General features: G+C 70.5%; 18 protein-coding genes. 14 read left to right on the top strand and 4 right to left on the bottom strand.

Annotated features, from left to right (window positions below):
• The first annotated feature begins 90 nt into the window (after nt 1-90).
• The 6 genes from ACFU53_RS19430 (at nt 91) to ACFU53_RS19405 (ending at nt 6,348) form a co-directional block, all read left to right on the top strand.
• Nucleotides 91-828, top strand: a complete 738-nt coding sequence (locus ACFU53_RS19430; protein ID WP_383993507.1) for an MBL fold metallo-hydrolase — start codon at nt 91-93, stop codon at nt 826-828.
• The gene (locus tag ACFU53_RS19425) at nt 825-1,637 is read left to right on the top strand and encodes an IclR family transcriptional regulator (protein ID WP_383993504.1); all 813 of its coding nucleotides are present in this window, start codon (nt 825-827) and stop codon (nt 1,635-1,637) included. Before ACFU53_RS19430 ends, ACFU53_RS19425 begins: the two co-directional genes overlap by 4 nt.
• 160 nt (nt 1,638-1,797) lie before the next feature.
• Entirely contained in the window at nt 1,798-3,036 is a 1,239-nt protein-coding gene (locus ACFU53_RS19420) for a hypothetical protein (protein ID WP_383993501.1), read from the top strand.
• A gap of 186 nt (nt 3,037-3,222) precedes the next feature.
• The gene (locus ACFU53_RS19415) at nt 3,223-3,882 is read left to right on the top strand and encodes a YceI family protein (RefSeq protein WP_383993497.1); all 660 of its coding nucleotides are present in this window, start codon (nt 3,223-3,225) and stop codon (nt 3,880-3,882) included.
• Between the two features lie 82 nt (nt 3,883-3,964).
• A complete protein-coding gene (locus ACFU53_RS19410; protein ID WP_383993493.1) occupies nt 3,965-4,510 on the top strand; it encodes a hypothetical protein in 546 nt (181 codons plus the stop codon).
• A gap of 149 nt (nt 4,511-4,659) precedes the next feature.
• On the top strand, nt 4,660-6,348 hold the full coding sequence (locus ACFU53_RS19405; protein WP_383993490.1) for an RNA polymerase sigma factor: 1,689 nt from the start codon (nt 4,660-4,662) through the stop codon (nt 6,346-6,348).
• A 146-nt stretch (nt 6,349-6,494) separates the two neighbouring features.
• On the opposite strand, the gene ACFU53_RS19400 is transcribed toward ACFU53_RS19405, so the two are convergent.
• Nucleotides 6,495-7,181 (bottom strand): glycerophosphodiester phosphodiesterase, encoded by a 687-nt coding sequence (locus tag ACFU53_RS19400; RefSeq protein WP_383993487.1) that lies wholly within the window; start codon nt 7,179-7,181, stop codon nt 6,495-6,497.
• 25 nt (nt 7,182-7,206) lie between these two features.
• The gene (locus ACFU53_RS19395; RefSeq protein ID WP_383993484.1) at nt 7,207-8,301 is read right to left on the bottom strand and encodes an adenosine deaminase; all 1,095 of its coding nucleotides are present in this window, start codon (nt 8,299-8,301) and stop codon (nt 7,207-7,209) included.
• Between the two features lie 206 nt (nt 8,302-8,507).
• Here ACFU53_RS19395 and ACFU53_RS19390 point away from each other — a divergent pair, with 206 nt between their 5' ends.
• Nucleotides 8,508-9,761: a DUF4190 domain-containing protein gene (locus ACFU53_RS19390; RefSeq protein WP_383993481.1), complete on the top strand. Its 1,254-nt coding sequence runs from the start codon at nt 8,508-8,510 to the stop codon at nt 9,759-9,761.
• Between the two features lie 133 nt (nt 9,762-9,894).
• On the opposite strand, the gene ACFU53_RS19385 is transcribed toward ACFU53_RS19390, so the two are convergent.
• A complete protein-coding gene (locus ACFU53_RS19385; protein ID WP_383993569.1) occupies nt 9,895-10,461 on the bottom strand; it encodes an NADAR family protein in 567 nt (188 codons plus the stop codon).
• A 212-nt stretch (nt 10,462-10,673) separates the two neighbouring features.
• Here ACFU53_RS19385 and ACFU53_RS19380 point away from each other — a divergent pair, with 212 nt between their 5' ends.
• The 7 genes from ACFU53_RS19380 (at nt 10,674) to ACFU53_RS19350 (ending at nt 18,567) form a co-directional block, all read left to right on the top strand.
• Nucleotides 10,674-12,209 (top strand): gamma-aminobutyraldehyde dehydrogenase, encoded by a 1,536-nt coding sequence (locus ACFU53_RS19380; RefSeq protein WP_383993478.1) that lies wholly within the window; start codon nt 10,674-10,676, stop codon nt 12,207-12,209.
• An 82-nt stretch (nt 12,210-12,291) separates the two neighbouring features.
• Nucleotides 12,292-13,536, top strand: coding sequence for a spermidine/putrescine ABC transporter substrate-binding protein (locus ACFU53_RS19375; protein ID WP_383993475.1), 1,245 nt, complete (start codon nt 12,292-12,294; stop codon nt 13,534-13,536).
• An 8-nt stretch (nt 13,537-13,544) separates the two neighbouring features.
• The gene (locus tag ACFU53_RS19370) at nt 13,545-14,723 is read left to right on the top strand and encodes an ABC transporter ATP-binding protein (protein ID WP_383993473.1); all 1,179 of its coding nucleotides are present in this window, start codon (nt 13,545-13,547) and stop codon (nt 14,721-14,723) included.
• Complete coding sequence (locus ACFU53_RS19365; RefSeq protein ID WP_383993470.1) at nt 14,723-15,655, top strand: ABC transporter permease; 933 nt, start codon at nt 14,723-14,725, stop codon at nt 15,653-15,655. The genes ACFU53_RS19370 and ACFU53_RS19365 overlap by 1 nt, the downstream gene beginning before the upstream one ends.
• Complete coding sequence (locus tag ACFU53_RS19360) at nt 15,656-16,456, top strand: ABC transporter permease (protein ID WP_383993467.1); 801 nt, start codon at nt 15,656-15,658, stop codon at nt 16,454-16,456.
• A gap of 28 nt (nt 16,457-16,484) precedes the next feature.
• Nucleotides 16,485-17,903 (top strand): NAD(P)/FAD-dependent oxidoreductase, encoded by a 1,419-nt coding sequence (locus ACFU53_RS19355; RefSeq protein ID WP_383993465.1) that lies wholly within the window; start codon nt 16,485-16,487, stop codon nt 17,901-17,903.
• Between the two features lie 211 nt (nt 17,904-18,114).
• Nucleotides 18,115-18,567: a hypothetical protein gene (locus tag ACFU53_RS19350; RefSeq protein ID WP_383993462.1), complete on the top strand. Its 453-nt coding sequence runs from the start codon at nt 18,115-18,117 to the stop codon at nt 18,565-18,567.
• A 113-nt stretch (nt 18,568-18,680) separates the two neighbouring features.
• On the opposite strand, the gene ACFU53_RS19345 is transcribed toward ACFU53_RS19350, so the two are convergent.
• On the bottom strand, nt 18,681-19,338 hold a 658-nt coding region (locus ACFU53_RS19345; protein WP_383993459.1), incomplete at its 5' end, for a phosphatase PAP2 family protein.

Raw genomic sequence — 19,338 nt, 5'->3', positions numbered from 1 at the left:
GGGAGGGTCGTCGCGCGGTCGACCGGTCGTCCCGTCTTCGTCTTCGTCCTCTTCCTCGTCCCCGTCCGTCTCGAGAGCAGGAGGGCCGTCATGCGGCTGACCGACCATGTCTCGCTCGTCGCCAGCGGTGCGTACGGGTTCGATCTCAGCGACCCGCTGGACTGTCATGTCTACCTGGTACGGGGCGCTCGGCACAGCGTGCTCGTGGACGCGGGAGCCGGCCGGTCCGCCCACGCCGTCGTGCGCGCCGTACGCGCCACGGGCGCCGACCCCGGCCATCTCCTCCTCACCCACGGCCACGCCGACCACGCGGGCGGAGCCGCCGCGCTCGCCGAGCGGTTGCCCGGTCTGCGTGTGCGGGCCGGAGCCGAGGCCACGGCGTGGATCGCGGCGGGGGACGAGCACGGTGTCAGCCTGGACCGGGGAAAGGCGGCCGGGTACTACCCGGCCGACTACACCTTCGCCCCCTGCCCCCAGGTCGAGGCCATGGGCGACGGTGAGGAGATCGACCTCGGCGGCGGGGTGGTCCTGCGGGCCGTCGCGACGCCCGGTCATGCCGACGGGCACCTCTGCTACCACCTGCGTACCCCGGACTACCGGGCGCTCTTCTCCGGGGACTGTGTCTTCACCGGGGGCCGCGTCTCGCTGCAGAATCTGCACGACTGCCGGGTGCCCGAGTACGCGGCCAGTCTGACCCTGCTGGCCACACTCGACGTCGACGCGCTGTTCCCCGGCCATCACGAGGTCTCGCTCGCCCGGGCAGGGCGGCATCTTGCCGCCGCCCGCGACACCGTCGCCCGTGGACTGCTGCCGAGGAGTACGACATGACCACCACCCCGGGAGCCCCGGCCCGCCGCAACCAGGCGTCCTCGCTGCGCCGGGCGCTCACCGTCCTGGAGCACATCCGCGACCACGCCGGCACCGGCCGGGGCATCTCGCTGACCCGGCTCGCCGAGGAACTCGGCATCAACAAGAGCACGGTGCTGCGGCTCGCCGCGCCGCTCCTGGAGGCGGACCTGTTGGTCCGCGACCGGGAGACGGGGTGGTTCCGGCTCGGGCACGGCACTCTGCGGCTCGGCCAGGCCTACCTCTCCTCGCTCGACCTGCGGACCGTGGCCACCGAGCCGCTGCGGCTGCTCCAGCACGCGGTGGGGGAGACCTGCCATCTCGTGGTCTACGAGGCGCCGGACATCGTCTACATCGACAAGGTCGAGAACGAGACCAACGTCCGCATGGCCTCCCGGGTCGGCAGCCGGGTCCCCGCCTACCGCACCGCCGTGGGCAAGGCCATCCTCGCCTGGCTGGGCGAGGAGGAGTTCCGGGTCGTGGTCGCCGCCGGGATGCCGCAGGTCACCCCGCACACGACCACCGACCCGCAGAGACTGCGCTTCGAACTGGACCGGGTCCGCCGGCAGGGCTACGCCATCGACGACCGCGAGAACGAGCCCGAGGTGCGGTGCGTCGCCGCGCCCGTCTTCGACCACACCGACGCGGCCGTCGGCGCGGTCAGCGTCTCCGGCCTCACCACGCGGATGACGCCCGCGCGGGTCCGCGAGGTCGGCCCCATGGTCGTACGCACCGGCCTGGACATCTCGCACGTCCTGGGCTCCTCCAGGGTCCGGGACGCCGGCCGCTGAGCGCGAAACTCCGCTGGACGGGCCGCGATGTGCCGTCGGTCGTCCGCTGCGCCGTCGTGGCTGGTCGCGCCCGCGCGGCGGAGCCGCACATCCACCTGGCCGCGCGCCCCTTCAGGCCGCGCGCCCCTTCAGGCCGCGCGCCCCGTCCGACAGGAGCCCCGTGGAAACCCCGCCCGCTTCCCCGTCCCCCGCCTCCACGGCGTCGACGTACACCTTCGTCGAGGACCTGCGCGCCGAGGGCACCGACGCGGTGCTCGACCGGGTCCTCGGCGCGTACGGCTGCGACACGCTCACCGTCGCCGCCGCCTACCACCGGGCCCGTGACGTCACCCCGCACGGCCCGGCGCGGGTCACCCTGCGCCGCGACGGCACCCACTTCGTCCCGCCGGCCGACCTGTTCGACGGACTGCGCCTCGTGCCTCCCGCGCAAGTGGGGGCCGAGGAGGAGCCGTTGCGCGAACTGCGCCGACGTACGGCCGAGCGGGGTGCGGCGCTGCACGGCTGGACCGTCTTCCTGCACAACACCACCCTGGGCCTCGCCCACCCCGACGTCACCCAGCGGAACTGCTTCGGCGACCGGGCCGCCCCGGCCGACCTCTGCCCGGCCCACCCCGATGTGCGGGCGTACGCCGTGGCGCTGGCCCGCTCGGTGGCGCGCGCGGGCGTGGACGCGGTGGTCGCCGAGTCCCTCCACTACGGCACCTTCGGTCACGGCTACCACCATGAGCGCAGCTTCGTCCCGCTGGGCCCGCTTGCGGAGTTCCTGCTCGGGCTGTGCTTCTGCCCGTACTGCGCGGAGCGGGCGGAGGCCGCCGGGGTGGACGCGGGTGCCGCGCGGGCCGAGGCCGCCCGGGTGGTGAGCCGGGTGCTCGACGGGGCAGACCCACAGTCCACGGACTTCCCCGAGGCCGTCGCCGCCTATGTCCGCACCCGTACCGACACCGTCACCTCGCTCGCCGCGGCCGTGGCCGACGCGGTGGCGGACGAGGGCTCGCGGCTCGTCTTCCTCGATCTGACCGGTGCGGTGAAGGGGTACGCGGACGGCCGGCCGACGGGCGCGCTCGCCGTCGACGAGGCCTGGCGGATCGGTGTCGACGCGGCGGCGGTCAGCGCCGTCGTCCCCGGCTACACCGTGCTCGCGTACGCCCGGGACCCGGAACGGATCGCGGCCGACGTCTCCGCCTACCGGGCCGCTCTGCGCGACGGCTGCTCCCTGCGGGCCGTACTGCGTCCGGGAGTTCCGGACACGGAGTCCGCCGAGCGGCTGGCGGCGAAGACCGCGGCGGCCACCGGCCCCGGCGGGGCCGACGCGGTGGACTTCTACCACTACGGTCTCGTCCCGTTCCCGGTGCTGGACCGCATCCCCGTGGCGCTCAAGGGTCGGCAAGGACGGCATTGAATCCGGGGTCGTATTCCGGTCTTCCCGAGGCGAATTACGGCGGGCAATTCGTGGCGACCCTGTGGAGATAGTGCAATTGTCTGCCGCGCGGTGGCGCTTTATCAGCCTTTCGGTGTCGATTCGAACCTGACGGATCGGCCGACCAAGGGTTGCGGCCCATCCCGTCGTGCCGTATTTACGTGAATCATGAACCTGTTCACCCGTGCTGCGTCCCTGCGCCGCCCGGCAGCCCCCACAGCCTCGCAACTCCCCCACGAGTCCCAGGCATTCACTTCCACCGGCCCGTCCGATCCCGCCCTGGCGATGCTGACCGGCGAATGGATGATCGACGCGGCGCACAGCCGTATCGGTTTCTCCGTCCGCCACGCCCTGGTGACGACCGTGCGCGGGTCGTTCACCGAGTATCAGAGCCGGCTCTACTTCGACGGCCGTGATCCTTCTCGTTCACGGGCCGAGATAGTTCTGTCCACCGCGTCCGTCGACACCGGAGTGGAACAACGTGACGCCCATCTGATGGGCCGCGACTTCCTGGACGCCGCGACCTATCCGCGCATGCGTTTCGTCAGTACGGCGGTGCGTCCGGTGGGTAACGATGTCTACCGCATGGCCGGCGAACTCACGATCAAGAGCATCACCCGTCCCGTCGATCTGGAACTCACCTATATAGGGCACGTCATGGATCCGTTCGGATACGAGCGGGTCGGTTTCGACGGGACGACCACCATCAATCGTTCCGAATGGGGTCTTACGTACAACCAGCGGCTCGCGGAGGGCGGTGCCATGGTCAGCGAGAAGGTGCGCCTGCAATTCGACCTCGCCGTGATCCGATCGATTCCCGGCGGCTGACGGCCGCTTGCGTTCTCGTGGGGGCCCGGCACATGCCGGGCCCCCTTTTGAACGCGTTCAAAGGGGGGCGTACGCTCACCGCATGAGCGACAGAGCCGCCCTGTTGAAGGGCATCCGTGCGTGGCTGGTCTTCTTCGTCGTCTGTCTGGTCCTGAGCGGTGCCACGGCGTTCCCGCTGGTCCATGAGCTGCGGTGGACCGAGGAGTTGTTGCGGTCGCTGTCCGTCGGGGAGTACCTGCCGGGGCTCGTGGAGTGGATCGAGCGCGTACGGACGGGGCTCGACGAGGCCGACGCCGCGTACCCGTTCCTCCTGTACGGCACCGACTGGCTGGCCTTCGCGCACCTCGTGATCGCCGTGGCCTTCTACGGCCCCTACCGCGACCCGGTACGCAACATCTGGGTGGTCGAGTTCGGCATGATCGCCTGTGCGGGGATCGTCCCGCTGGCCCTGATCTGCGGGCCGATCCGGGACATCCCCTTCTGGTGGACGGTGGTCGACATGTCGTTCGGAGTGTTCGGGGTGATCCCGCTGTACGTCGTACGGCAGCGGATCAAGCGGCTGGAGGTGCTCACCGGCGGGTGGGGCCAGAAAACTGTTATCGCGGCCGCCTCCACACCGTCTCCGTAGGCACCCCCTGTTTCCCCACGTACAGGAGCGAGCCGTATGAGCAGTGTGATCTCCGCCTCGGAGGTTCCCCACGTCACAGGGATGGCTGAGAAGGTACGGAACACAGCCGAGTGAACAGGGTGAGCCCAGCGGGACCGGAGGGAACGTACGTGGACGGGCGGCAGTGGCGCTCCACCATCGCGGCCGCGCAGGCAGGGGACCGGCGGGCCCTCGACGAACTGGTCGAGGGCTGGCTGCCGCTCGTCTACAACATCGTCGGCCGGGCCCTCAACGGTCACGCCGATGTCGACGACGTCGTGCAGGAGACCATGCTGCGCGCCGTCGACAACCTCGACACGCTGCGCGATCCGGACAGTTTCCGCTCCTGGCTGGTCGCGATCGCGATGCGGCAGATACGGGACCGGGCGCGCCGCCGCACCGCCGACCAGCTCGACGACAGCGACGCCCACGCAGCCGCCGACTTCGCCGAACTGACCGTGCTGAGACTTCAGCTGGAAGGCCAGCGGAAGGAGGTCGCGGAAGCGGTCCGCTGGCTCGACGACGAGGACCGCCAACTGCTGTCACTGTGGTGGCTGGAGGTCGCGGGCGAACTCACCCGGCGCGAACTCGCCGCCGCCGTCGGCATCAGCCGGCAGCATGCCGCCGTACGCGTCCAGCGGATGAAGGCCCGCCTGGAGACCGCGCGCGGCATCGTCCGCGCCCTCGACTCCTCCTGCTCCGACCTCGGCCGGCTCACCGCCCGCTGGAGCGGACGGCCCGACTCGGTGTGGCGCAAGCGCATCGCCCGGCACGTCCGCGGCTGCGCCCGCTGCGACGGCCACGGTCGCCCCGGCGAGGTTGTCGTCCCCGCCGAACGCCTTCTCGTCGGCCTCGCCCTGGTCCCCGTCCCTGTCGGCTTCACCCTGTCGCTGGCCTTCGGCGGGAAGACCGCCGTGGCGGCGACCGCCGCGACCGCCTCGGTGGGCTGGTCCGCCAAGATGCTCGGTGTCCTCACCAAGCCCGCCGTCGCGGTGACGGCGGGCGCGACCATCGTCACCGGGGGCGCGTACGTCGTGACGCAAACCCCGGAGGACCGGCCCCCGCAGGCCGCGCCCACCGCGCTGAGCACCGCCCGCGCGCCCGTCGCCCCGGCGCCCCGCTCTCCGTCGCCCTCCACCTCGCCGTCGTCGTCATCGTCCCCCTCCGCCTCCCCGTCCGCGACGAAGAAGGCCGACCTGTACGGCACCGTCGTCGACGTCGCGGACGAGGCGCCGGACCCGGACACCCCGCCGGCCGCGCTCCCGCGCCGGCCCGAGTCCGGCCTCACCGGCAGCGGCGGCACGCGGACCGTGATGAACCACCGCGGCGACAACGTGACCTTCACGGGCGAGGGTTACGTCCTGGTCCGCTGGCAGATCTCGCCCCAGTACCGGGCGGGCGGCCTGGTCATGCCGTCCTGGACCGGACTGAAGGGAAAGCTTTTCCACGTCGCCTCCGGCGGCGGCCGACGCATGGACGACCCGACCTCCGCCGACGGCAAGACCTCCGGCATGGGCGGCCCCGACACCGGATACACCGTCCTGCCCGACGGCACCCAACAAATGTGGCAGAACGAGTACTTCTACCTCGACGGCACGGTCACCCTCACCCAGAACGAACGCGGCGCCGACTACGGCGTCACCGTCGCCCCCTCCACCTGGGACGCCATCACCGAGGACGTCAACTACGGCCCCGACCGGGGCGCCATTCGCTACGGCCTTGTCCGCGACAACGGCAAGGACTCGGCACCCGTGCCGCAGTACGTCACGCGGGGGAAGCCGGAGAATGCGGCGACGGTGGGGCAACGGTCGGAGGTGTAGCGGTTGGCCGTGGGGCGCCTGAGGACTCGGGGGACGCGTTGGGCGGCGGGTGCGGGTGCGGGTGCGTCGTGGCTGATCGCGCGGTTCCCCGCCCCCCTTGAGGGGCGCGCTGTCCGCGGCCCCCGTCTGAGAGTGCCGCCTCCGTTTCAGGAGTGCCGCTTCAGTGCGCACAGTGCGTCGACTCGGTTCGTTGTGATCGAGTCGACGCCCAAATCGATCAGGCGGCGCATGGAGCGGCGGGTGTCGGGGGTCCAGACGGAGAGGAGGTAGCCGTCGCGGTGGATACGGTCCGCCAGGGCGCGGGTGACGAGGCCGAAGCGGTAGTTGAGCCAGCGGGGGCGTATGGCGTCGAGGAGGGCGGGGCGGGGTGGGGCGAGGGTCTTCCAGGTGAGGGCGATCTCGGCGGTGGGGGCGGCGGCGCGGACGGCGAGCATGGTGGGCGGGTCGGCGCTGTAGTAGACGCGGTCTTCGGCCTCGTACTCCCTTACGACGTCGAGGACCTGCCGCACCGCCCGGGGGTTCACCGCGCCCGGCAGGTCCACCATGACCCGGCTGTCCTTGGTGGTGAGCAGCGCGTCGGCCAGCGTCGGTACCCCGTCGGCCGTCAGCCCGCGCAGCTCCGCGGCGGAGAGCGCGGCCAGCGGCCGTTCCACCTCCCAGAGCCGGTTCAGCGTCGAGTCGTGGAGCAGGACGGGCACGCCGTCACGGGTCGTCCGTACGTCGAACTCGACGGCGTTCGCGCCCAGTTCGAGCCCGGACCGCAGGGAGTCGAGCGTGTTCTCACGGTGGTGGTACGGGGCGCCGCGATGGGCGACGGCTGTCACGGTGCGCATGGGGATGATTGTGGTCCCGATCGGGTCAGGGGGTCAGCCAGGCCGAGGTGTAGGTGTCGATCTCGGCGGACAGACGGGCCTTGCCGGGCTCGTCGAGGAAGGACGCCTCCACGGCGTTCTTCGCGAGGGCGGCCAGCCCCTGCTCGTCGAGGTCGAGGAGGCGCGCCGCGACCGCGTACTCGGTGTTGAGGTCGGTGCCGAACATCGGCGGGTCGTCGGAGTTGATGGTGACCAGCACCCCGGCCCGCACGAACTCCTTGATGGGGTGCTCGTCGAGGGTGCGGACCGCGCGCGTGGCGATGTTCGAGGTCGGGCAGACCTCCAGGGCGATCCGGTGCTCGGCGAGGTGGGCGAGCAGCTTCGGGTCGCGGGCCGAACTGGTGCCGTGCCCGATGCGCTCCGCGCGCAGCTCGTTCAGCGCGTCCCACACCGTCTCGGGGCCGGTGGTCTCGCCGGCGTGCGGCACCGAGTGCAGCCCGGCCGCGATCGCCCGGTCGAAGTACGGCTTGAACTGCGGCCTCGGTACGCCGACCTCGGGCCCGCCGAGCCCGAACGACACCAGCCCCTCCGGCCGCAGCCGGTCCTCGGTGGCCAGCCGGACGGTCTCCTCGGCCGAGACCAGCCCCGCCTCGCCGGGAATGTCGAAGCACCACCGCAGTACGGTCCCGAACTCGGCCTCCGCCGCCTTGCGCGCGTCCTCGATCGCCTCCATGAAGGCCCGCTCGTCGATCCCGCGGTGGGTGGAGGAGTACGGCGTGACGGTCAGCTCGGCGTACCGCACCTGCTGCCGGGCCAGGTCCCGCGCCACCTCGAAGGTCAGCAGCCGGACGTCGTCCGGGGTGCGGATCAGGTCGACGACGGACAGATACACCTGGATGAAGTGGGCGAAGTCCGTGAACGTGAAGTAGTCCGCGAGAGCCTCGGGGTCCGTCGGCACCTTGGAGTCGGGGTGGCGGGCGGCCAGTTCCGAGACGATACGGGGGGAGGCGGAGCCGACGTGGTGCACGTGCAGTTCGGCCTTGGGCAGACCGGCGATGAAGGCGTGCGGGTCTCGGGTGCCGGACGCGCCGGAAACGGCGGGGGTCACGGGCACGCCCTGCGCGGTGCGGTGGTCGGTCAAGGTTCCTCCCCGGGAACGGCGTCCGCCCCGGACCATGGTCTTCGTCGGGGGGCGCGGGTGATCGGCTGATCGATGACTCGGGGATCATCGTAGGCGGCGATCCGCGCGCTGAACCCAGGGCCTTAGCATGACCGAACGTACAGCTGATCGCGTACGACGGAAAAGACGACGCAGAACGGCACGGAACGTTACAGGGGGACCCACTTATGCCGTCCGACGAGGCACCGATTCCGGAGACACCGGCCGACCCACAGCCGGACCCGTGGGCACCCTCACAGGGCGACGCCGCGATAGCGCTGACGGTGGTTGACGGCGCCGCGCTGCCGACGGTGGCCGAGGACGATGTGCTGCCGATGGTGATCGATGGTGCTGCGTTGCCGACGGTGGCCGACGGCGCTCCAGTGTGGGGGGCGGCTGATCGTGCCGTGCTGCCGACCGTGGCTGACGGTGTCCCACTGCAGTCCGCGCCGGACGCCGCCTCGGAGCCCGAGGATGCGGTTCCGGCCCGGGCCGCCAAGGTGGCGCTGGACAAGCCGACAGCGCCCGCCGGGTCCGCCGAGCCGAACGTGCCGGTCACCGACTCCGCCACTCCCGGCCCCGCTCCCCGCGACCCATGGGCCGCACCGGCAGACACCCCGATGCCGAGTCCCGCCCCCTCCCCTCCCTCGGTCTACGACCAGATGACGGTCGCGTCCATGCCGGGCGTGGACACCAGCGGCCCGGTACCGGCCGACTCGGGTGCGCCGACGCCCTTCCAGGCCCCTGCGGCTCCGCAGCCCTGGGCCGGTCCCGGCGCGTTCGCACCCCCGGGCGGCCCGCAGCCCGCCACGCCCTCCGCCCCCGCTCCCAACCCGTTCGCCCCGCCCGCGCCCCACGCGTCCTTCCCGCCGCCCGCAGTCGGCGCCCCCTACGCGGCGCCCGCCCCCGGCACCGCCGTACCGCCCCCGCCCATCAGCCCCGAAGGGCCCGGGCAGGCCCCGTACGGCTACCCCCACCAGTACCCGGCGTACCCGGGCGCCCACGCCCACCCCGGCGTCGGCTACCCCACCCCCGGTGCGGGTTATGCCTGGTCCGCGATGGCGGCGCCGCCGAGCAACGGGATGGGGATCGCGGCGATGGTGCTCGGCATCTGCGCCGCCGTGCTGTTCTGTCTGTGGCCGCTGGCGATTCTGCTCGGGATCATGGCCGTGATCTTCGGGTTCATCGGCCGGGCCAAGGCACGCCGTGGCGAGGCGACGAACCCGGGCCACGCCCTGGCCGGGATCATCTGCGGAGTGGTCGGCATCCTGCTCGGCATCGGGTTCATCGTCCTCATCATCGTGGCGCCCGGCAGCGACGACTACGACTCGGACCCCGACCCCTTCGATGACAGCTACTCCACGTCGCTTTCGCTGGTGCTGCCGGCCGGCGACAACGACGCGCCCCCCGCCGTCGGCACCCTCGCGCGCCGCACCGACTAGACGGGGCCGGCGTGAAGGCCGGTGCGCTTCAGTAGCGCCCCAAGGGGCGCGGGGCTGTGGCGATGTGCGACTCCGCCGTGGGTGGCGACCGGCCACGACGCACCCACAGGCGTACGGGCTTCCGGTGGAGTGCTCAGGCGTCGACCCCGCTCAGCAATCTCTCCCGGGCAGCCATCAGGGCGAAGCCCAGCAGGTTGGGGCCCCGCCACCGCGCGGGGTCCATGGCTCGTTCGTCGTCCGCGGCGAGGCCGATGCCCCAGACGCGGTCGAGGGGGCTGGCCTCGACGAGTACGCGGTTGCCCGTGCCCAGGAGGAACGTCCGCAGGTCGGCGTGGGCGGCGAACTTGTGGAAGCTGCCCTCGACGACGATGCCGAAGCGCTCCCGCTGCCAGATGGCGTCGTCGAAGCCGCGGACCAGCCGCCCGATCTTCTTGGCCTGGGCGGGGCTCGACGCGGCGACGGCCTTGCGCTCCGCCTCCGCGTCCCCGAACAGCCGGGCCTTCGACGCCATCATCCAGTGCTCGGCCGTCGCGTACTCCACGCCGTCCACCGTGAACGGTGACGGCCACCACTGGCTCAGACAGCTCGCGCCGATCCGGCCGTCGGGCCGTGGGCGGTGTCCCCAGAAGTGCAGGTAGTTGACCCTTGCCCCCGACCGGACCGCCTTCGTGAGCGTGTCCCAAGAATCGATCTTCTCCATGCCGACGAGTCTGGCAGCCACCACTGACAATCCGTCCTCGATTTTCCGCCCTGACTGGACACCTGGTCGACAGATTCCGTCGCGTAACCAAAAGGCAACAACGGAATCACTTGTTGGTGCCGCATAGCTCTGTCAGGATCGGCACTCAAATCGAGCTGGAGCTACGCCACCAGCCCCCGGGAACAGAGGGGGCGCCGGCGGAGGAGAGCGACATGCAGAACCCGGGCACCGCCGCCTCGGACCGATTCCCCGCACAGGACCGCTTCGCGGCCGGCGCCCAGTACATCGCCGGCCGCCTGACGAAGGGCACATCGGGCCGCACCCACGCGGTCGTCGACCCCGCGACCGGCGACGAGGTCCTCACCTACGAGCTGGCCGGCACGGACGACGTGGACGCGGCCGTCGCCGCCGCCCGCGTGGCGTTCCCCGGCTGGGCCGCCACGACCCCCGGTGAGCGGTCGGACGCGCTGCACCGCTTCGCCGCGGTCCTGGCCGACCGGGCGGAGGAGTTCGCGCGGGCCGAGTCCCTGCAGTGCGGGAAGCCGCTCAAGCTGACGCGCGAGTTCGACGTGCCCGGCACCATCGACAACACCGCGTTCTTCGCGGGCGCCGCCCGGCACCTCCAGGGCCAGTCGGCCGGCGAGTACTCCGGCGACCACACCTCGTACGTACGCCGTGAGCCCATCGGTGTGGTCGGTTCCATCGCGCCCTGGAACTACCCGCTCCAGATGGCCGCCTGGAAGATCCTCCCGGCGATCGCCGCGGGCAACACGATCGTCCTGAAGCCCGCCGAGCCGACCCCGCTCACCTCGCTGCTGTTCGCGCAGGCCGCCACCGACGCCGGAATCCCCGACGGCGTGATCAACATCGTCACCGGGACCGGCAAGGAGGCCGGAGAGCACCTCGTCGGGCATCCCGACGTGGTCATGACCTCCTTCACCGGGTCCACGGCCGTCGGGAAGCGCGTCGCCGAGATCGCCACGGCCACCGTCAAGCGCATCCATCTGGAGCTGGGCGGCAAGGCCCCGTTCGTGGTCTTCGACGACGCCGACCTGGAGGCCGCCGTCAACGGCGCGGTCGCGGGCGCCCTCATCAACACGGGCCAGGACTGCACGGCCGCCACGCGCGCGTACGTGCAGCGGCCCCTCTACGAGGAGTTCGTCGCGCGGACGGCCGCTCTCATGGAGACCGTCCGGCTCGGCGACCCCTTCGCCCCGGGCACCGACCTCGGCCCGCTGATCTCGCACGTCCAGCGCGACCGCGTCGCCGGGTTCGTCGAGCGGGCACGCGCGTACGCGCGCGTGGTCACCGGTGGCGAGGCGCCCCAGGGGGAGCTGAAGAACGGCGCGTACTACCGGCCCACGCTCGTCGCGGACGCGGCCCAGGACAGTGAGATCGTCCAGTCGGAGGTCTTCGGTCCGGTGCTCGTGGTCCTGCCCTTCGACAGCGACGACGAGGGCATCCGGCTCGCGAACGACACCCCGTACGGCCTCGCCGCCTCCGCCTGGAGCCGGGACGTGTACCGGGCGGGCCGCGCCACCCGGGAGATCAAGGCCGGGTGTGTGTGGGTCAACGACCACATCCCGATCATCAGCGAGATGCCGCACGGCGGACACAAGGCATCCGGCTTCGGCAAGGACATGTCCATGTACTCGTTCGAGGAGTACACCCAGATCAAACACGTCATGTTCGACAATACGGCGATCGCCAGGAAGGACTGGCACCGCACGATCTTCGGGGACCGCTAGCCAGCCCGGGGACCGGCCGTTCGACCCCGGCCCGTCCCCGCCCACCCTCCCGAAAGGGCACCTCCGAAAGGGCATCACGCGCATGGAGCAGTACGAGCCCGACCGCCTGTCCCAGGCCCAGGCGGCCGCCGTGCGGCGCAGCCTCACGGGCGGCAGGGCCGCCCTCAGCCGTCGTTCGCTGCTGCGCGCCACAACCGGTGGCGCACTCGCGATCGGCGGGCTCGGCGCGCTGAGCGCCTGCGGCATCCCCGCGGCGAGGAACACCTCGGGCGTCTCGTCAGAGGACCACTCGGCCAAGGAGAAGGAGGTCAACTTCTCCAACTGGACCGATTACATGGACATCGACGACAGCGGCAAGCATCACCCCAGCCTGGAGCAGTTCACCCGGCGCACCGGCATCAAGGTCGAGTACGCCGAGGACATCAACGACAACGTCGAGTTCTTCGGCAAGATCAAGCCGCAGCTCGCCGCCGGTCAGGACGCCGGTCGCGACCTCATCTGCGTCACCGACTGGCTCGCCGCCCGGCTGATCCGCTTCGGATGGGTCCAGAAACTGGACGCGGCCAATCTGCCGCACGCCTTCATGAACCTCTCCCAGCAGTTCCGCAACCCCGACTGGGACCCGGGCCGCGCGTACTCGTACCCCTGGCAAGGCATATCGACCGTCATCGCCTACAACAAGAAGGCGCTCGACGGCGAGGAGGTCACGTCCGTCTCCGACATGCTCGACAACCCGAAGCTCAAGGGCCGGATCGGCTTCCTCTCCGAGATGCGCGACACCATCGGGATGACCCTGCTGGACATGGGCAAGGACCCGGCGAAGTTCGGCGACGACGACTACGACGCGGCGATCGCCCGCCTCCAGAAGGCCGTCGACAAGGGCCAGATCCGCCGCTTCACCGGCAACGACTACACCTCGGACCTCACCAAGGGCGACCTAGCGGCCTGTATCGCCTGGGCCGGTGACGTCGTCCAGGTCAAGGCCGACACCCCGGACGTCGACTTCCTCATCCCCGACAGCGGCTACATGACCTCGACGGACAACCTGCTGATCCCGAACAAGGCCCGGCACAAGACCAACGCCGAACGGCTCATCGACTACTACTACGAGCCGAAGCCGGCCGCCGAACTCGCCGCGTACATCAACTACGTGTGCCCCGTCGACGGCGTGAAGGCGGAGCTGGCCAAGATCGACCCGGACGCGGCGAACAACCCGCTGATCATTCCCGACGCGGCCATGGCAGCCAAGTCCCACGCCTTCCGCTCCCTCACCCAGAAGGAAGAGACGGCGTACGAAGAGAAGTTCGCGAAGCTGACAGGGGCGTGACGAGGACGATGACCAGCAAGAAGAGCACAGACAACGGCAGCGGTGACGTCCGCCTCTCCGGCATCGGCAAGACCTACGGCTCCTTCACCGCCGTGCACCCGCTCGACCTGACCGTGCCGGAAGGTTCCTTCTTCGCCCTGCTCGGCGCCTCCGGCTGCGGCAAGACCACCACCCTGCGCATGATCGCCGGCCTGGAGGAACCTTCCTGCGGAAGCGTCTCGCTCGGCGACCACGACGTGACGAACCTGCCTCCGTACAAGCGGCCGGTGAACACCGTCTTCCAGTCGTACGCCCTCTTCCCGCATCTCGACATCTTCGAGAACGTCGCCTTCGGTCTGCGCCGGCGCGGCATCAAGAGCGTGAAGAAGCAGGTCGAGGAGATGCTGGAACTGGTCCAGCTCGGCGAGCAGGCACGCAAGAAGCCGCATCAGCTGTCGGGCGGCCAGCAGCAGCGCGTGGCCGTCGCCCGCGCCCTCATCAACCACCCGAAGGTCCTCCTCCTCGACGAACCCCTCGGCGCCCTCGACCTCAAACTGCGCCGCCAGATGCAACTGGAGCTCAAGCGCATCCAGACCGAGGTCGGCATCACGTTCATCCACGTCACGCACGACCAGGAGGAGGCCATGACCATGGCCGACACGGTCGCCGTGATGAACGGCGGCAGAGTCGAGCAACTCGGCTCACCCGCCGACCTGTACGAGAACCCACGGACCACCTTCGTCGCCAACTTCCTCGGCACCTCCAACCTCATCGAGGCCGAGGTCGACTCCAGGAGCGGCGACGAGATCGTGCTGAAGGCGGGCGACGGCAAGCTCGTCCTCCCCGAGGCGCGATGTTCCGCACCCGCCCGGACCGGCGGCAAGGTCCTCGTCGGAGTACGCCCGGAGAAGATCACCCTCACGCACGCGGACGACGCAGGGGAGATCCCGGTCGGCCGCAACCGCATCACCGGGAAGATCGCCGCGACCAGCTTCATCGGCGTCTCCACGCAGTACGTGATCGACAGCTCGGTCTGTCCCGAGTTCGAGGTGTACGTCCAGAACATCGACCGCGACGCCCGGCTCGTCCCCGGAGCCGACGTCGTCCTGCACTGGAACCCCGCGCACACCTTCGGCCTGGACGCCGCTCAGTCCCTGCTTGCAGGGACAGCGGGCTCCGCGGGCGTGGACGAAGGGGCGGCCGTCTGATGTCGACCCTCACCGAAGCCGAGGCACCACCACCCCTCGCCCCCGTCCCGACGGCGAAGCCGCCCCGCAAGAGAGGCAGCTGGACGCCGTATCTGCTGCTCGCGCCCGGCCTGATCTGGCTGCTGGTCTTCTTCGCGATGCCGATGGTCTACCAGGCCTCCACATCGGTGCAGACGGGCTCCCTGGAGGACGGCTACCAGGTCACCTGGCACTTCGCGACCTACTGGGACGCGCTGAGCGAGTACTACCCGCAGTTCCTGCGCTCGGTGCTCTACGCGGGCTCGGCGACGATCCTGTGCCTGCTCCTCGGCTACCCGCTGGCGTACCTGATCGCGTTCCGCGCGGGCCGCTGGCGCAATCTGATCCTGATACTGGTGATCGCTCCCTTCTTCACCAGCTTCCTGATCCGCACCCTCGCCTGGAAGACGATCCTGTCGGACGGCGGCCCGGTCGTCGGCGCGCTCAACACCCTGCACGTCCTGGACGTCACGAGCTGGCTCGGTCTGACGGCCGGGGACCGCGTGCTGGCCACGCCGCTCGCGGTGGTCTGCGGCCTCACGTACAACTTCCTGCCGTTCATGGTCCTGCCGCTCTACACCTCGCTGGAGCGTATCGACGGGCGGCTGCACGAGGCGGCCGGCGATCTGTACGCGAAGCCGTTCACGACGTTCCGCAAGGTGACCTTCCCGCTGTCCATGCCGGGCGTCGTCTCCGGCACGCTGCTGACCTTCATCCCGGCCGGCGGCGACTACGTGAACGCCGAACTGCTCGGCTCCACCAACACCCAGATGATCGGCAACGTCATCCAGAGCCAATTCCTGCGGATCCTCGACTATCCGACGGCGGCGGCCCTTTCGTTCATCCTCATGGCCGCCATTCTCCTCATGGTCACGGTCTACATCCGCAAGTCCGGGACGGAGGATCTGGTTTAAATGGCCTTCGTCAACTGGCTCAAGCGCCGTCTCGTCGTCATCGCGGGACTTCTGACACTCGGATATCTGCTCCTGCCGAACGTCGTCGTCACGGTCTTCTCCTTCAACCAGCCGAAGGGCCGTTTCAACTACGAGTGGCAGGAATTCTCCACGGCCGCCTGGACCGACCCGTGCGGCGTCGCCGACCTGTGCGGCTCGCTCTCGCTCAGCCTCCAGCTGGCCGCCTGGGCGACCCTCGGTGCGACCGCCCTCGGCACGATGATCGCCTTCGCGCTCGTGCGGTACCGCTTCCGCGCGCGGGGCGCCGTCAACTCGTTGATCTTCCTCCCGATGGCGATGCCCGAGGTCGTGATGGCCGCCTCGCTGCTCACCCTGTTCCTCAATCTGGGTGCACAGTTGGGATTCTGGACGATCCTCATCGCCCACATCATGTTCTGCCTCAGCTTTGTCGTCGTCGCCGTGAAGGCGCGCGTCATGTCGATGGACCCGAGGCTGGAGGAGGCCGCGCGCGACCTGTACGCCGGGCCCGTCCAGACCTTCGTCCGGGTCACCCTGCCCATTGCCGCCCCCGGCATCGCGGCGGGCGCGCTGCTCGCCTTCGCGCTCTCCTTCGACGATTTCATCATCACCAATTTCAACGCGGGCTCGACCGTCACCTTCCCCATGTTCGTCTGGGGCTCGGCACAGCGCGGTACGCCCGTCCAGATCAATGTCATCGGCACGGCCATGTTCCTGATCGCCGTACTGTTCGTGGTGGCCGGAATGGTCATCGGAAACCGCAGGAAGAAGCAAAAGGCATAAGCCTCTTTGGCTGTAGGGAGTTGAAATCATGGCCCCAAGCGCCATGAGCCGTTGGACGAAGTCACTCTCCGACGCACAGCCGGTTCCGTACTGGCTCGAAGATCCCGGCAAGCCCCACCCCGAGCCCGCGCTCACCGGCGCCGAGACCTGCGACCTGCTGGTCGTCGGCGGCGGCTACAGCGGACTGTGGACCGCGCTGATCGCCAAGGAGCGCGACCCGGGTCGGGATGTCGTCCTGCTGGAAGGCCGTGAGGTGGGCTGGGCCGCCTCCGGCCGCAACGGTGGCTTCTGCGCCGCCTCGATCACCCACGGCCTGGCCAACGGCCTCGCTCGCTGGCCCGACGAGATCCACAAGCTCCAGGAGCTGGGCGCCCGCAACCTCGACGAGATCGAGGCCGCGCTCGCCCGCCACGGCCTCGACTGCGACTTCGAACGCACCGGCGAGATCGACGTCGCCACCGAGACGTACCAGGCCTGGGAACTGCGCGACTGGTACGACGAGATCGCCCGCAAGGGCCTCGCCGACGGCATCGAGTTCCTCGACGCCGACGCGGTACGCGACCAGGTCGCTTCCCCGACCTTCCAGGCGGGCCTGCACGACCGTCGGGGCGTCGCCATGCTCCACCCCGCCAAACTCGCGTGGGGCCTGAAGTGGGCCTGCGTGAACCTCGGCGTCCGCGTCTACGAGCACACCCCCGCGCTGAACCTGAAGACGTACGGCGCCGGCATGGCCGTCCGTACCCCCTACGGCCAGGTCCGCACCCGCCAGGTGGCGCTCGGCACGAACATCTTCCCCAGCCTGGTCAAGCGCGTCCGCGCGTACACCGTCCCCGTCTACGACTACGCCCTGATGACCGAGCCGCTCACCGCCGACCAACTGGCGTCGATCGGCTGGAAGAACCGGCAGGGGCTCGGGGACTCGGCCAACCAGTTCCACTACTTCCGGCTCAGCGCGGACAACCGGATCCTCTGGGGCGGCTACGACGCGGTCTACCAGTACGGCGGCCGGGTGCGCGCCGAGTACGACGACCGGCCGGAGACGTACGCCAAGCTCGCCGGGCACTTCTTCACCTGCTTCCCGCAGCTGGAGGGCGTCCGCTTCACCCACGCCTGGGGCGGCGCGATCGACACCTGCTCCCGCTTCTCGGCGTTCTTCGGCACGGCCCACCAGGGCAGAGTCGCTTACGCGGCCGGCTATACGGGACTGGGTGTGGGCGCCACCCGCTTCGGCGCGGACGTCATGCTCGACCTGCTCGCGGGGGAGCGCACCGAGCGCACCGAACTGGAGATGGTCCGCAGGAAGCCGCTGCCGTTCCCGCCGGAGCCGTTCGCCTGGACCGGTATCGCCCTCACCAAGTGGTCCCTGGCCCGTGCCGACTCCCACGCCGGCCGCCGCAACCTGTGGCTGAAGGCCATGGACCGGCTGGGGCTGGGCTTCGACAGCTGAGGCACGGACCCGGCGGCGGGCAGGGCGTGAAGGCGCACGTGTGATCAACAGGCGTGCGCCCTGTTGGGCCGCCGAACCTCATGCACTACCAACAAGTGGTCGGAACCCGCGTAATGCCCGGCTGGAACCTCTGTCTGTGTTCCTGACGCGAAACCGCGTCCGAACGCGAAACCGCGTCCGATGGAGCTCTACAGAGAGGAAGGTCCCTGTCATGACTGGGGCCAAGACGGCGGCCGAGTGGCTGGCATCCGTATCACCGGATCCCGAGGCCTGCCGCTGGGAGTGGGAGCGCAACCCCTTGGGGGTCGCCCTGCTTCCGGCCGGCAGGGCCTGGGACGTGCTGATTTTGCCGGGCGCACTCGGCTACCCCACGCTCGACGTCCTGACCCGCATCATCGACCATCCCGGACCCGTGCTCGTCGACTTCGGCGACGACCGCATGGGTTTCTTCGTACCGCCGGGCACCGCGTCCCGGTGGCTCGGCACGGGTGTGCGCAGCGCGGGCCGTGGCACCTGGATCGTGGTGCCGTACCCGGGCCGGCGGGCCGGCGGTGTCCGCTGGCTGATCTCGCCGGACGGCAGCGGCACCCTCACCGACCCGGCACTGCTCGAACTGGCGATGCACGAGGCGGCGGCGAGCCTGGCCAGGGACGAGGACCGGTAGCCGGCGCCTGACAGCACCATGTCGTGACGGCGGCCGTCCCCCGGCCGCACCGCGCTCTCGTCGGCCGCCCGTGCGGCCGACGCGGACGCCACCCGGCAGAGCGATCGCGGATCTCACTCGGCGGGGCGGCGTACCCGGAACCACAGCGAGGAGAGCAGCAGCGCGCACACGCACCAGCTCGCCCCCACGTCGAGCGGCCAGTGGTAGCCCTGGCGCACCAGGCCGAAGCCGACCCCGATGTTCAGGACGACCGCGAGGACGACGACCGCGCGGCGCGCGAGGGCGCCACGCAGCCAGGGCAGCAGAAGCAGGACGGCACCGCCGTACGCGAGGGAGGCGGTCGCCGTGTGGCCGGAGGGGTAGAAACCCGTGCCAGGGCCCATGATCGGCGGACCCGACCGGGCGATGAGCTCCTTCAACGGGATCACCCAGAGCGGTATGGCGGCCATGAGGACCGCAGCCGCGGCGGACGGCCGCCACCAGTGGTCCCTACCGGTGGCACGCGTTCGCCAGGCGACGTACAGGAGCACGAGGGCGAGGACCGGGACGGCGACCGTGATGTTGCCGAGGTCGGCGAGGAACTGGGTGGGGGCGCCCCGGTGGACGAGGGAGTCGCTGAGGCGTTCGTCCGCGCGGGCCAGCGGGCCGTGCGCGAGGACCTGCCAGGTGACCAGCGCGAAGAGGAGGGCCGGGGCGCCGAGAAGGAGGAAGGCGGCGCGACTGCCGGAGAAGATGGTCGGCCGTCCTCGAACAGGGGGGGTGGTTCGAGGA

Source organism: Streptomyces sp. NPDC057474 (genome assembly GCF_042802555.1).
Lineage (GTDB): Bacteria > Actinomycetota > Actinomycetes > Streptomycetales > Streptomycetaceae > Streptomyces.
This window is presented reverse-complemented; position numbering and strand designations above follow the sequence as displayed.